Here is a 13,221-nt window from a genome sequence, read left to right on the forward strand (position 1 = left end):
CCCCATGTTCGACTCCGTGCGCGACGACGTACGCGCCACCCTCGACGAGATCCGCGCCGCCGGCCTGCACAAGCCCGAGCGGGTCATCGGCAGCCCGCAGTCCGCGACGGTCGCCGTCACCTCGGGCGGCCGGCCCGGCGAGGTCCTCAACTTCTGCGCCAACAACTACCTCGGCCTCGCCGACCACCCCGAGGTGGTCGCCGCCGCCCACGAGGCCCTCGACCGCTGGGGCTACGGCATGGCGTCCGTGCGCTTCATCTGCGGTACGCAGGAGGTGCACAAGGAGCTGGAGGCGCGCCTCTCGGCCTTCCTCGGCCAGGAGGACACGATCCTGTACTCCTCCTGCTTCGACGCCAACGGAGGCGTCTTCGAAACGCTCCTCGGCCCCGAGGACGCGGTGATCTCCGACGCTCTCAACCATGCCTCGATCATCGACGGGATCCGCCTGTCCAAGGCCCGCCGGTTCCGCTACGCCAACCGTGATCTGGCCGATCTGGAACGGCAGTTGAAGGACGCGTCCGACGCGCGTCGCCGACTGGTCGTCACCGACGGCGTGTTCTCCATGGACGGCTATGTGGCGCCCCTCGCCGAGATCTGCGACCTCGCCGAGCGCTACGACGCCATGGTCATGGTGGACGACTCGCACGCGGTCGGCTTCGTCGGTCCCGGCGGCCGCGGCACCCCCGAGCTGCACGGAGTGATGGACCGCGTCGACATCATCACCGGCACCCTGGGCAAGGCGCTGGGCGGCGCGTCCGGCGGTTATGTGGCCGCCCGTGCGGAGATCGTCGCCCTGCTCCGCCAGCGTTCGCGCCCGTACCTCTTCTCCAACACCCTCGCCCCGGTCATCGCCGCCGCTTCGCTGAAGGTCCTCGACCTGCTGGAGTCCGCCGACGACCTTCGCGTGCGGCTCGCCGAGAACACCGCCCTGTTCCGCCGCCGCATGACGGACGAGGGCTTCGACATCCTGCCCGGCGACCACGCCATCGCGCCGGTGATGATCGGCGACGCGGCGAAGGCGGGCCGGCTGGCCGAACTGCTGCTGGAACGCGGGGTGTACGTGATCGGCTTCTCCTACCCGGTGGTCCCGCAGGACCGCGCCCGCATCCGCGTCCAGCTCTCCGCCGCGCACTCCACGGACGACGTCGACCGCGCGGTCGACGCCTTCGTCGCGGCGCGCGCCGAGCTGGAAGCGGCCTGAGCCCGATCCCGGCCCCGCGGATCCGTACCGGGGGCGGTCCGAGCGGCTCGGACATATTGCGATAATCGATGCATGATCGAAGCGCGGCGGCTCCACATCCTCCGTGCGGTGGCCGACCACCGCACGGTGACCGCGGCTGCCGCCGCGCTGTACCTCACCCCGTCCGCCGTCTCCCAGCAGCTGACGGCCCTGGAGCAGGAGACCGGCCACCGGCTGGTCGAGCGGAGCGCCAAGGGCGTACGGCTCACCCCCGCCGGGGAGATCCTGCTCGGCCACACGAACGCCGTCCTCGCCCAGCTGGAGCGGGCCGAGGCGGAACTGGCCGCCTACAGTTCCGGAGCGGCCGGCACCGTCACGGTGGCGGCCTTCGCGACGGGCATCGCCCTGGTCGTGGCGCCCGCGGTGGCCCGGCTCGCCCGCACCGCCCCCGGGATCCGGATCCGCGTCCAGGACGCGGAGGGCGACGCCAGTCTGCCGATGGTGCTCGACCGGCAGGTCGATGTCGCCGTCGCCGTCGAGTACCGCGGTGCCCCGGCCGCCGACGATCCGAGGCTCGCGCACGTCCCGCTCTACGCCGAGCCCTTCGACGCGGTCGTCCCGGTCACCCACCGCCTCGCCGACGCCCCCGAGGTGCCGCTCGCCGAGCTGGCCAAGGACCCGTGGATCGGCCCCTACCCGGGCAACCCGTGTCATGACGTGGTCGTCCTGGCCTGCGAGTCCGCCGGCTTCCAGCCGCGCCTGGAGCACTCCTCCGACGACTTCCGCGCGGTTGTCGCCCTGGCCTCGGCCGAGGCGGGCGTGGCGCTCGTCCCGCGCTCGGCGCTGCGCGGCATGGATCTCACGGGCGTGGTGGTACGACCCGTCGACGGTGTGGCGCCGACCCGCAGGGTCTTCGCGGCCGTCCGCCGGGGAGCGGAGGGGCATCCGCTGATCCGGCCGGTGCTGGAGGCGCTCGGCGAGGCCGCCGGAGTGTGAGCCGGCAGGGAGTGAGCGGCCCGTAACCCCGTCGTCTCATATCCGGGATAGGTTCCCTGATATGAGACACGAGGTGGACGGGCACCGGGCGGACGGAAGCGACGGACCCGCGACGGACCGGGCGGAGACAGCCGGGTCACCGGACCCCGTCGACGCGCGGATCGCCGGACGGCTGGCCGAGTTGCGGGCCGAACGCGGCTGGTCGCTGGACGAGTTGGCGGAGCGCAGCGGGGTGAGCCGGTCCACCCTGTCGCGGGCCGAGCGGGCGCAGACCAGTCCGACCGCCTCGCTGCTCAACCGGCTGTGCCAGGTCTACGGGCGGACCATGTCCCGGCTGCTCAGCGAGGTGGAGACGGAACCCTCGCCGCTGGTGCGCGCCGAAGAGCAGTCCGTCTGGGAGGACCGGGCCTCCGGATTCGTCCGGCGCTCCGTGTCGCCGCCGCACCCCGCGCTGCGCGGCGAACTGGTCGAGGGGCGGCTCGCGGTGGGCGCCGACATCGCCTACGACCGGCCGCCCGTGGTCGGTCTGGAACAGCACATCTGGGTACTGGAGGGCGCCCTCGAGGTGACGGCCGAGGACACCGGGCATCACCTGGACGCCGGGGACTGTCTGCGCCTGCGGGTCTGGGGGCCGACCCGGTTCCGGTGCGCGGGCAATGAGGACGTGCGGTATGTGCTGGCGGTGGTGCTGCCGTGACCGCGACCGTGGCCCGCCTCGACGCCCGCCGACTGCGCGACCGAGTGACGGAGTTGACCGACCTGCTGATCGACACCGTGCACGGCGGCGCCTCGCTCGGTTTCCTCGCCCCGCTCGACCGGGCGGAGGCCGCCGCCTGGTGGCGGGAGAGGGCGGAGGCGGTGGCCGCCGGGCGGCTCGCGGTATGGGCGGCCAAGGACGGGCCCCGCGTCGTCGGCACCGTCGGCCTGGCCTTCCCCGACAAGCCCAACAGCCGCCACCGTGCCGAGCTCGTCAAGCTGCTGGTCCACCGGGACGCCCGCGGAAAGGGGCTCGGCCGTACCCTCCTGACCGCGGCCGAGGAGGCCGCCGCCGCGGTCGGCGTCACCCTGCTCCACCTGGACACCGAGACCGGCAGTCCCGCCGAGCACCTCTACCGCACCGCCGGGTGGACCAGGGCCGGGACGATCCCCGACTACGCGGCGAACCCGGCCGGGATGCTCCGGCCGACCACCCTCTACTACAAGCACGTCGGCGTCGGGTGACTGTCAGTGGCAGCGGCTACGGTGCGGAGCATGCCGGACGCCGAAGACGTACGCCGTATCGCCCTGTCCCTGCCCGACACCACGGAGAAGATCTCCTGGAGCATGCCCACCTTCCGGGTCGCGGGGAAGATGTTCGCCACACTGCCCGAGGAGGAGACCTCCCTCGCCGTGCGCTGTCCCAAGGAGGAGCGCGACGAACTGGTGCTCGCCGAGCCCGGGAAGTTCTGGATCGCCGACCACGAGGCCCAGTTCGCCTGGGTGCGGGCCCGGCTCGCCGCCGTGGAGGACGAGCAGGAGCTGCGTGACATCCTCGCCGACTCGTGGCGGCAGGCGGCCCCGCCCCGACTGCTGGACGCCTACCCGGGACTGGGGGCTCCCCAGGGGGACTGAGGTGTCCGGCCCGGGCACGGGAAACGGGTGCGCGACCACCGACCCGAGTGCGGTATGGTTTCCCTGCGTGTTCGGCCAGGGGAAACCCCAGGTCAGACGGGCAACGGGACGTGGCGCAGCTTGGTAGCGCACTTGACTGGGGGTCAAGGGGTCGCAGGTTCAAATCCTGTCGTCCCGACCAGCTTCATCGCAGGTCGGAAGGTCGTTTCCACGAAGGTGTGGAAGCGGCCTTCATCGTTTTCCCGCGCCGTTTCCCCCCGCAGCGACGGGTAGTGACGTCCGCTGACGGGTCTCCGCTGTGAGTCGCCCGGACTACCTGTGGATTCGCCCAACCCCGAGTGAGGCGCGCGGCCCCGCTGCCAGGATCAGGCGCCATGACCGCAGGGCACGGCAGGGCCGACAAGCACCGCAGGCTCCCTGAGAGCGCCAAGGCCGGGAAGCACCGGACACCAGGCGGCGCCGGACACCGGAAGCGGGCGGGCAAGGCGGCCCCGGCCGACGAGTCGACGACCGCGCTGGCGCTGGCCGCGCGGGGCGGGGACGCGGCCGCCGTCGAGGGGTTCGTGCGCGCCCTGCACCCCGATGTGGTGCGGTACGTGGCCCATCTGAGCGCCGATCCGCAGGCGGCGGACGATCTGGCCCAGGACACCTTTCTGCGGGCACTGAGCGCTCTGCACCGGTTCGAGGGGCGTTCCTCGGCCCGGGTGTGGCTGCTGTCCATCGCGCGCCGGGCGGTGATGGACAGCTTCCGGTCCGCCGCTGTCCGCCCGCGTCTGTCCGACGAGGCCGACTGGCAGCGGGCCGTCGAGCTGGCCCAGCCGCGCGGGCTGCCCGGCTTCGACGACGGTGTCGTCCTGCTGGATCTGCTGGCCGCCCTGCCGGAGGACCGGCGGGAGGCGTTCGTGCTGACCCAACTGCTGGGCCTGCCCTACGCGGAGGCCGCCGAGGTGAGCGACTGCCCGGTCGGCACCGTCCGCTCACGCGTGGCCCGGGCCCGCGCCACCCTGGCCGGCCTGCTCACCGAGGCGGGCGAACCTACGGCCGCCGCAGCCCGCGCAGTCCATCGACCTTCGTCAGCCGGACCAGCCCGAGATGGACCAGGACGGGGGTGAGGGAGTCGGCCGCGAGGGCGGTCGCCGCCCGGCGAGGCCGATGACGCGGTGTCGGCCGCCCGGGCCGCCATCGGTCGGCAGGCCGCTGCCCCGGGCGGCGGGACGAGCGGCCTGGAGGGCCTGACGGATCGGTCCGGCCGCCCGGGACACGATCGCGCCCAGTGCCGTCGGCACCGACGAGCGGAGCGCCCCGGCCCTGTGGACCTCACGTACCTCGACCTGCCGCCGTGCGGCCTTGCTGACAGCGCTGGTCGGCCCCTGAGGTCACCGGCGGCTGCGCACCCGTCCGGCCCGCGGCGGGCTGATGAACTGGAGCTCCAGCGTGACCGGCGGCGGCGCGACGCCCGGGCCGCCCGCCGCCGCCCAGCTCAGGATCTCCTCCGTGCAGTCGTCGTCCATGGCGAAGCCGACCCAGGTGGCCCGGCCGCCGGCCCGGCGGCCGTCGGCCGAGGGCTGGACGACGATCACGTTCGCCTGGTCGCACGGGCCGAGACAGTCCGTCGTACGGACCTCGAAGGCCCCGGCGGAGTCGGCGGCGGCCGCCCGCAGCCGCGCCAGCTGCCAGTCGTGGTCGTAGCCGGGGTGCTTGCGGGCGTCGCCGCAGCAGCAGCCCCTGCACACCACGAGGGTGCAGGGGCGACCGCGGGCGGCGCCGACCAGGGCGCGCCGGCCGGCCGGCGGGGGTATCACGCTCAGGAGGCCGAGAGGCCGACGTGGGCCAGAGCCTGCCGCAGCAGGAACCCGTGCCCGCCCGGCATCTCGCTCTGCACGGCGAGCGACGCGGCCTCCTGCGGGCTGAACCACACCAGGTTCAGCGCGTCCTGCCGGGGACGGCAGTCGCCGGTCACCGGCACGATGTAGGCCAGCGACACCGCGTGCTGACGGGGGTCGTGGTACGGGGTGACGCCCTGCGTGGGGAAGTACTCGGCCACCGTGAACGGCTGGAGCGAGGTCGGTACCCGGGGCAGCGCCACCGGACCGAGGTCCTTCTCCAGGTGGCGCAGCAGGGCGTCCCGGACCCGCTCGTGGTGCAGGACCCGGCCGGAGACCAGGGTCCGGTTGACGTTGCCGTCCGGTCCCATCCGCAGCAGCAGGCCTACGCTGGTGACTTCGCCGCTGTCGTCGACGCGCACGGGCACGGCCTCGACGTACAGGATCGGCATACGGGCGCGTGCCATCTCGAGCTCGTCGGAGCTCAGCCAACCCGGCGTGGTTTCGGTCAAGTCAGACATTGCTTGATCATACTTTCAGTGTCCGTCGGGAAGCCGGTAGACCCGGCGGGCGTTGTCCGCTCCGGCCCAGCGTGCCAGCCGAAGCGCGTCGGGCAGGCCCAGTTCGTCGGCGTCCACCCGGTCCTGGAGCAGATCCCCCAGGCCCCGGCGGAACGCCAGCGCGCCGAGCCCGTAGAACTCCGCAACACCATAGGCGTCCGAGCTGTACAGCAGTTTGCGGAACGGTGTGATCTCCAGCGCCTCCTCCAGGACCGCCCGCGCTCGCCGGGGACCCACATGATGCAGGGTGAGCCCCACGTCCAGGTAGACCTGCTCGAACACCGCGGCCAGATAGGCGGCCTGTCGCTGATAGGGCCAGCAGTGCAGGAGCAGTACCGGGATCGTGCCCGCCGTCAGGTGCAGCCAGTCCGTGAGAAGGCTGGGATCCACCCGGTGCAGCCGGATGTCGTTGTCGCCGAAGCCGGTGTGCAGCTGGAGGGGGAGCCCCAGGTCGACGGCCGTCCACAGCAGATGCCGGACCAGCACCGGATCCTCCAGCCGTCCGCCGCGCTCCTGCCAGCGCCGCGCGGCCCGGGTGACGTCGGTGTCCGCGGGCCGGGCCGGGTCTAGGGCGAAGCCGGTCCGGTAGGCGGCCACCGACTTGACCGCCACCACTCCCGGCCGCCGTACCGCGTCCAGGGCGGCCGCCCGGAACGCGTCGGCGTACCCGTCGGCCTCGACGCCCCGCCCGGCCACCGCCTCCGCGACGGACTCCAGCCGGACGACCTCGTGGGCGACCGCCGCGCCGGCGGCCCCCGCCAGTTCGGCGGGGGTGGTGATGCGGTGCGGGGCGAACCCGGTGTCGACGCAGAACACGCCGGTCCGGGCGGCGCCGAGGAACCGCCGGTTCACCTCCCGCGGGCCCAGTTCGGCGCGCCGGGCCAGGTAGTCGTCGGGCGGGGCGTGCCGCTCCAGATCGAGCAGCGGCGCGCAGTGGCGGCGTACGGCCACGCCGGCGGGCGTGTCGAAGGCCGAGACGCCGGGCCACCGCTCGCCCTCGGTGAGCAGCGCCTCGAAGCCCGGCCGGTCCAGCGGGTCGGTGACGACGCCGTGGCAGTGGTGGTCCACCAACTCCAGCTCGGCGAGGGCCTCGTGGACCGGTCCGCCGGTCATCTCAGTACTTCCAGCGGTAGGCCGCGGCCACCCGCTCGTCGTCGAGCCCGTCGATGGCGTCGATCTCGCCCTGCCGTACGGCGCTCACCGCGTCGGCGAGGACCGGGCCGAGCGCGGCCCGCAGCACCTCGTCCGCCCGGAACCCGGCGACGGCCCCGGCGAGCGAGGTCGGCAGCCTGCGTACGCCCCGGGCGGTGGCCGCCCCGGCGTCGAGCAGGGCCGGATCCCCGTCCGTCTCCTCGGGCAGCACGGCGCCCGAGGCGAGCCCGTCCAGCCCGGCGGCGATCAGGCAGCCGAGGGCGAGGTACGGGTTGGCGGCCAGGTCGACCGGCTTGACCTCCAGATTCGCCTGTTCCGCGCGCCGGCCGGCCGTACCGCGTACCAGACGCAGCGCGCACTCGCGGGTCTCCAGGCCCCAGGCGGTGAACACCCCGGCCCACTGGGACGGCTTGAGGCGCAGGTAGCTCGCCGGGCTCGGCGCGGTCACCGCCGTCAGGGCGGGGAGGCGGGCCAGCACACCGGCCGCGAAGGCCTCCGCGTCGGCCGTCATGCCGTGCCGTCGTTCGCCGCCCGCGTGCAGGTTGATGCCGTCCCGCCAGGCGGAGAGATGGACGTGCCCGCCGTTGCCGACCCCTTCCGCCCCGACGGCGGGGGAGAAGGACACCCGCAGGCCGTGGCGCCGGGCCAGGGCGCGGATCGTCTGGCGGACGAGGACGCTGCGGTCGGCCGCCGCCACCGGGTCGAGCGCGCCCACGGAGATCTCGAACTGGCCGGGCGCGTACTCGGGATGGATCTGCTCGACGTCGACGCCCTGCGCGGCGCAGGCGGCCAGCAGGTCGGCGGTGTAGTCGCTCAGTTCGACCTGCCGGGTCGCGCCGTACGCCGGTCCCGTGGCCGCCGGGACGAACTCCCCGGCGGGAGCCGAGTCCAGGCCGACCGACCACTCGATCTCGATGCCCGCCTTGAAGGTGAGCCCGTGCTCGCGGGCCGCGTCCGCGACGACACGGCGCAGAAAGGTGCGGGAGCAGCCCGGGTGCCGTTCGCCGTCCTGGGTGACCCGGTCGACCGGCGCCCAGGCCCAGCCGGGCTGCCCCGCCAGGGCGACGAGCCGGTCGAGGTCCGGGTACAGGCGCAGGTCGCCGTCCGGGGAGCCCAGCACCTCGGTCGCGACGATGTGGTCGTTCGCCAGGAACGTGTCGAACACCGGAGACATCCCGACGCCCCAGGCCACCGCCGACGCCAGCCCGGCCGTGGGGATCGTCTTCACCCGGCCGACGCCCGCCGTGTCCACGTAGGCCAGGACGATCCCGTGCACGCCTCTCGCCGACAGTTCGCCGCCGAGCGCGGTGGCCCGCTCGACGTCTCCGGGACGCCCACCGGGGACGGGGTCGGCAAGGTTGGTCATACGTCCTCCACGGTCGGTACGTCCGTTGCGTGCCGTGCGTCCGTCAGGGTTTCACGGCCACCGCGCCGTACTGCGGCACCACCGCGAGGGAGCCGGCCTCGCCGCGCCAGCGCGAGCAGGACACCAGGCCCGGCTCCAGCAGTTCGAGGCCCTCGAAGAACGCGGCGATCTCCGCGCCGGCGCGTGCGGTGATCGGCGGGGTGGCGTTCTCGTTCCAGAACTTCATCGCCGGGATCTGGCCCTCGCCGCCCACCTCGCTGTCGTGGGTGGGGTGCGTCAGGACCAGGAAGCTGCCGGAGGGGACGTCGGCCATGACCTCGCGGACGATGTTCCGGGCCGCCTCGAAGTCCAGGACGAAGTTCAGGATGCCCAGCATCATCACCGCGACCGGGCGGGTGAAGTCCAGGGTGCCCGCCGCGCGTTCGAGGATCTGGGCCGGGTCGTGCACGTCGGCGTCGATGTAGTCGGTGACGCCTTCGGCGGTGCCGGTCAGCAGCGTGCGGGCGTGCGCCAGCACGATGGGGTCGTTGTCGACGTACACGATCCGCGACTCGGGCGCCACCCGCTGCGCGATCTCATGGGTGTTGTCGGCCGTCGGCAGTCCGGTGCCGATGTCGAGGAACTGCCGCACCCCGCGCTCCTCGGTGAGGAACCGCACGGCCTGCCCCAGGAACCAGCGGTCCGCGCGCGCGATGTCCCGGATGAGCGGGAACATCCCGGCGACGTGCTCGCCGACCCGCTGGTCGACCTCGTAGTTGTCCTTGCCGCCGATCCAGTAGTTCCAGACCCGCGCGTTGTGCGCCACGCTGGTGTTCAGCCGTGCCGACCCGCTCACGTGACCGTCCCTTCTCACATCCGCCCGTCTCCGGGCCCTGAGGACCTGCCCTGGTCCGCCATTGTGCCGCCGGATGATCAACGTTGTCCCCGGTAGGGTGAAATTCCGGTGACCCCGCAGCAGGAAGCAGGACATGCCCTACTCGCACGCCCCCCGTCCGACCACGTCCGACCACGCGACGGGACCCCTCGACATCCGGCTGATCGTCACCGACATGGACGGCACGCTCCTCGACGACGACAAGAAGGTCCCGGCGGACCTCTGGGAGGCGCTGGCGCGGCTGCGTGAGCGCGGGGTGCTGTTCACCCCGGCGAGCGGACGCCAGTACGCCACGCTGGCCGCGGAGTTCGCCGAGGTCGCCGACGGGATGGTGTTCATAGCGGAGAACGGCACGTACGTGGTGCGCGACGGCGAGGAGCTGAGCTCCGATCCGCTGGAGCCGGAAACGGTCGCCCGGGTGACGGAGACCGTACGGCGGCTCACCTCCGGGGGCGCCGACGTGGGCGCCGTCGTGTGCGGGAAGCGGTGCGCCTACGTCGAGCGGGCCGACGAGGCCTTCCTGGCCGAGGTGGGCAGGTACTACGTCCGCCACCGGGTCGTCGAGGACGTCACCGCCGTCGACGACGACATCCTCAAGGTCGCCCTCTTCGACTTCGGCTCCGCCGCGGAGACCACCGCCCCGGCTCTCGCGCCCTTCGCGCGGACCCACCAGGTCGTCGTCTCCGGCGAGCACTGGGTCGACGTCATGAACCGCACCGCCAACAAGGGCGCCGCGCTGCGCGCGCTCCAGCGGGAGCTGGGCATCACGCCCGCGCAGACCATGGTGTTCGGCGACTACCTCAACGACCTGGAGATGCTGGACGCCGCCGACTGGTCGTTCGCCATGGCCAACGCCCACCCGGAGGTCGTCCGCCGGGCCCGCCACCTCGCGCCGTCCAACAACGACAACGGGGTGCTGCGCACCGTCGCCCGCCTGCTGGACCTCTGACGCAGGAACTTCCTGGACCGCGTCGCGAACTCCTGGTGGTGTGCCGGGTGGGGAAGTGGCTCCACCCTCGCCCGCGGGCATCCGTGCGCACCTCGGCCGAACGGCCAGGGTTCACGCGCCCGTTCCTCGGCCGTTCGGCCGATCGGGCCCGCCGGCTGCGGTCGCCGGGGCCACTCTCGTAGGCTGCCCGGTATGACCGAACCGGCCGTCGTCGCCCGTCTGGCCCGGGAGATCACCTCGGGACTCGACTCCGGCGATCTGGAGGGCTTCTACCAGGACCTGCACCGCCACCCCGAGCTGTCCTTCCAGGAGCACCGCACCGCCGCGAAGCTGGCCCTGCGGCTGCGCGCGGCCGGGTACGCGGTGACCGAGGGGGTGGCCCGCACCGGTGTCGTGGGTGTGCTCGCGAACGGCGACGGGCCGGTGGTGTGGCTGCGCGGGGACATGGACGCGCTGCCCGTGCGGGAGGCGACCGGGCTGCCGTACGCCTCGACCGTCGACGGGGTGATGCACGCCTGCGGTCACGATCTGCACGTCACCTGGCTGGCGGCCGCCGCCGAGGCGCTCGCCGCCGCCCGTGGGACCTGGTCGGGGACGCTGGTCGTGGTCGGGCAGCCCGCCGAGGAGGCCGGGGGCGGCGCCGCGGCGATGGTCGCGGACGGGATCCACACCCGGTTCCCGCGCCCCGACGTGCTGTTCGGCCAGCATGCGGCACCCGGGCTCGCCGGGTTCTACCCGCACACGCCCGGCCTGACGCTGTCGGCCTCGGACGACGTCGACGTCGTCGTGCACGGTGTGGGCGGGCACGGTTCGCGACCCGAGTCGACGGTCGACCCGGTCGTGACGGCCGCGTACATCGTGACCAGGCTGCAGACCGTCGTCGCGCGCGAGGTCGCGGCCAACGAGTCGGCGGTGCTGACGGTGGGCAGTTTCCACGCCGGTACGAAATCCAACATCATCCCCGCCGAGGCCCGGCTCGCGCTGAACGTGCGCACCCAGGAGGCCCGGGTGCGCGAGCGCGTCCTCGCCGCGATCCGGCGGGTCGTCGAGGGGGAGTGCGCCGCGGCGGGCTGCCCGGTCCCGCCCGAGGTCACGGTCCACCCCGGCTGCCCGAACACGGTCAACGACGCCTCCCTGGACGGGGAGATCGCCGCGGTGCACCGTGAACTCTTCGGCGAGCACACGGTGTTCGACTTCGGCCAGGCGATGGGCAGTGAGGACTTCTCCCTGCTCGCCCCGGCGGGCGTGCCGTACGACTACTGGTACGTGACCTCGACCCCGGCGCCCGCGTGGGAGGCGGCGCCGGGGGAGGAGTTGCGGGAGAAGTTCGCCGCTGTGCCGGGAAACCACAGCGCGCTGTTCGCGCCGGACCTGTCCGTGCTGGTGCCGGGAGTGCGCACGCTGGTGTCGGCGGCGCTCTCCCGGCTCACCGGCTGAGGCGGGGCGGAATCCCGGGGCCTACGGCTTGAGCGGATCGTGGCCGATCGTCATCAGACGGTGGCGTCCGCGGGTGTTCTCGGCCTTCGGTTCGTTCTCCAGGTCCGCCTGCGCGGTGACCGTGTCCACGACCCGGTACATCACGCGGACGTCGTCGTCGGTCAGGTCGGTGCGCCGCTTCTGGAGTATCGCCAGCACATGCTGCCCGGTGGGTGTCCCCGCCTCCTCGGGCAGGGGCTCGGCGTTCTCGTCGGCGTCACGCACCCGCAGCCAGGCGGCCAGCTCCTGCGAGGTCATGTTCACCACGCGGTGGAAGTCCTCCCACAGCGCGTCGAGTTCGAGGGCGTCGGGCATGACGGGCCCCTTTCTCCCGTTGCGGGTCGCTTGCTGCGCGGGTCAGCTCTCGCGCGGCCAGTTCTCCGCCTCGAACATCCACCGCTGCTTCTCCAGCTCGGCGGTGATGCCGATCAGCAGGTCCTGGGTGACCGGATCGGCTTCCTCGGTCGCCGTGATCCGCTCCCGCAGCCGTCCGATGGCCGCCCCCAGGGTCTCCGCGATCAGCTGGACGACGTCCTCGTCGCGCAGCCAGCCGTCCTTCGGGGAGGGCAGGGTGAACGCCGAGGCGATCGTCTCCGGGCGGCCGTCGGGCGGCAGGCCCAGCGCCGCCGCGCGCTCCGCGACGGTGTCGGCGTAGGTGCGGGTCGTCGACACCACCTCGTCGAGCTGGAGGTGGATCGAGCGGAACCGGGGTCCCACGATGTTCCAGTGCGCCTGCTTCCCGATCAGGGAGAGGCCGAGGAGATCCACGAGGGTGCTCTGCAACGCTTCGAAGGTGACCTGGCGGGCCGGTTCGGACAGGGGGCTCTTCACGACAGTCATACGGTGCTCCTTCTCATCGCGTCGTGTTCATCGCGCGTCGTGTTCGTCGCGCGGTGTGTGTCGCGGGGTGTATGCCGCGCGGTGTTCGTCACGTCGTGCTCATCGCGTCGTTTCCGGCGGTACGGAGCAGTTCCGCGCGCTCGTCCTCGCCGGTCCCGCCCCACACGCCCGAGGTCCGGCCGATGGCCAGCGCATAGGACAGACACTCGGGTCTCACCGTGCAGCGGGCGCAGACGCGTTTGGCCGCCGTGATGTCCCGCAGGGCGGGTCCGGTCGTGCCCACGGGGAAGAACAGCTCAGGGTCCTCACCCAGGCAGGCGGCACTGCGCAACCACTCCATGAGGGCGCGGGTGCCCAGGCCGAACCGCCGCAAACAGCCCGGTCCCGGTTCCGT

General features: G+C 73.0%; 16 protein-coding genes and 1 tRNA gene. 9 read left to right on the forward strand and 8 right to left on the reverse strand.

The genetic code is table 11. The features are described from left to right. Positions 1–4: 4 nt before the first annotated feature. The 7 genes from ACFWBB_RS28040 (at position 5) to ACFWBB_RS28070 (ending at position 4,899) form a co-directional block, all read left to right on the forward strand. Positions 5–1,201 carry a glycine C-acetyltransferase gene (locus tag ACFWBB_RS28040; RefSeq protein ID WP_385277841.1) on the forward strand — a complete coding sequence of 399 codons (1,197 nt, stop codon included), beginning with the start codon at positions 5–7 and terminating at the stop codon, positions 1,199–1,201. Between the two features lie 72 nt (positions 1,202–1,273). Then, on the forward strand, positions 1,274–2,176 hold the full coding sequence (locus tag ACFWBB_RS28045) for a LysR family transcriptional regulator (RefSeq protein ID WP_385277843.1): 903 nt from the start codon (positions 1,274–1,276) through the stop codon (positions 2,174–2,176). 61 nt (positions 2,177–2,237) lie between these two features. Beyond that, positions 2,238–2,873 (forward strand): helix-turn-helix domain-containing protein, encoded by a 636-nt coding sequence (locus ACFWBB_RS28050; RefSeq protein ID WP_385277845.1) that lies wholly within the window; start codon positions 2,238–2,240, stop codon positions 2,871–2,873. Then, complete coding sequence (locus ACFWBB_RS28055) at positions 2,870–3,397, forward strand: GNAT family N-acetyltransferase (RefSeq protein WP_385277847.1); 528 nt, start codon at positions 2,870–2,872, stop codon at positions 3,395–3,397. Before ACFWBB_RS28050 ends, ACFWBB_RS28055 begins: the two co-directional genes overlap by 4 nt. 30 nt (positions 3,398–3,427) lie before the next feature. Beyond that, positions 3,428–3,787 carry an MmcQ/YjbR family DNA-binding protein gene (locus tag ACFWBB_RS28060; RefSeq protein ID WP_385277849.1) on the forward strand — a complete coding sequence of 120 codons (360 nt, stop codon included), beginning with the start codon at positions 3,428–3,430 and terminating at the stop codon, positions 3,785–3,787. A 104-nt stretch (positions 3,788–3,891) separates the two neighbouring features. Next, positions 3,892–3,968, forward strand: a tRNA-Pro gene (locus ACFWBB_RS28065). Positions 3,969–4,161: 193 nt separating this feature from the next. Beyond that, on the forward strand, positions 4,162–4,899 hold the full coding sequence (locus tag ACFWBB_RS28070; protein WP_385277851.1) for a sigma-70 family RNA polymerase sigma factor: 738 nt from the start codon (positions 4,162–4,164) through the stop codon (positions 4,897–4,899). Positions 4,900–5,163: 264 nt separating this feature from the next. Here ACFWBB_RS28070 and ACFWBB_RS28075 read toward each other — a convergent pair whose 3' ends face one another. Genes ACFWBB_RS28075 through ACFWBB_RS28095 form a run of 5 tightly spaced genes read right to left on the reverse strand, consistent with a single transcriptional unit; the run spans position 5,164 to position 9,523 of the window. Further along, positions 5,164–5,589, reverse strand: coding sequence for a (2Fe-2S) ferredoxin domain-containing protein (locus tag ACFWBB_RS28075; RefSeq protein WP_385277853.1), 426 nt, complete (start codon positions 5,587–5,589; stop codon positions 5,164–5,166). A gap of 2 nt (positions 5,590–5,591) precedes the next feature. Then, positions 5,592–6,131 (reverse strand): NUDIX hydrolase family protein, encoded by a 540-nt coding sequence (locus tag ACFWBB_RS28080; protein WP_385277855.1) that lies wholly within the window; start codon positions 6,129–6,131, stop codon positions 5,592–5,594. A 15-nt stretch (positions 6,132–6,146) separates the two neighbouring features. Then, the gene (locus ACFWBB_RS28085) at positions 6,147–7,283 is read right to left on the reverse strand and encodes an amidohydrolase family protein (protein ID WP_385277857.1); all 1,137 of its coding nucleotides are present in this window, start codon (positions 7,281–7,283) and stop codon (positions 6,147–6,149) included. A gap of 1 nt (position 7,284) precedes the next feature. Further along, entirely contained in the window at positions 7,285–8,688 is a 1,404-nt protein-coding gene (locus tag ACFWBB_RS28090; protein ID WP_385277858.1) for a glutamine synthetase, read from the reverse strand. Positions 8,689–8,731: 43 nt separating this feature from the next. Continuing rightward, on the reverse strand, positions 8,732–9,523 hold the full coding sequence (locus tag ACFWBB_RS28095) for an SAM-dependent methyltransferase (protein WP_385277860.1): 792 nt from the start codon (positions 9,521–9,523) through the stop codon (positions 8,732–8,734). 133 nt (positions 9,524–9,656) lie between these two features. On the opposite strand from ACFWBB_RS28095, the gene ACFWBB_RS28100 reads away from it, so the two are divergent. Then, positions 9,657–10,511, forward strand: a complete 855-nt coding sequence (locus ACFWBB_RS28100; RefSeq protein ID WP_385277862.1) for a Cof-type HAD-IIB family hydrolase — start codon at positions 9,657–9,659, stop codon at positions 10,509–10,511. Positions 10,512–10,703: 192 nt separating this feature from the next. Further along, the gene (locus ACFWBB_RS28105) at positions 10,704–11,948 is read left to right on the forward strand and encodes an amidohydrolase (protein WP_385277864.1); all 1,245 of its coding nucleotides are present in this window, start codon (positions 10,704–10,706) and stop codon (positions 11,946–11,948) included. A gap of 21 nt (positions 11,949–11,969) precedes the next feature. Here ACFWBB_RS28105 and ACFWBB_RS28110 read toward each other — a convergent pair whose 3' ends face one another. The 3 genes from ACFWBB_RS28110 to ACFWBB_RS28120 form a co-directional block, all read right to left on the reverse strand. Beyond that, positions 11,970–12,302 (reverse strand): DUF3140 domain-containing protein, encoded by a 333-nt coding sequence (locus ACFWBB_RS28110; protein ID WP_385277866.1) that lies wholly within the window; start codon positions 12,300–12,302, stop codon positions 11,970–11,972. A gap of 42 nt (positions 12,303–12,344) precedes the next feature. Beyond that, positions 12,345–12,827, reverse strand: a complete 483-nt coding sequence (locus ACFWBB_RS28115) for a Dps family protein (RefSeq protein ID WP_385277868.1) — start codon at positions 12,825–12,827, stop codon at positions 12,345–12,347. 88 nt (positions 12,828–12,915) lie between these two features. Further along, positions 12,916–13,167: a WhiB family transcriptional regulator gene (locus ACFWBB_RS28120; RefSeq protein WP_385277870.1), complete on the reverse strand. Its 252-nt coding sequence runs from the start codon at positions 13,165–13,167 to the stop codon at positions 12,916–12,918. Between the last annotated feature and the right edge of the window lie 54 nt (positions 13,168–13,221).

It is taken from the genome of Streptomyces sp. NPDC060000, from assembly GCF_042737375.1.
GTDB lineage: Bacteria > Actinomycetota > Actinomycetes > Streptomycetales > Streptomycetaceae > Streptomyces.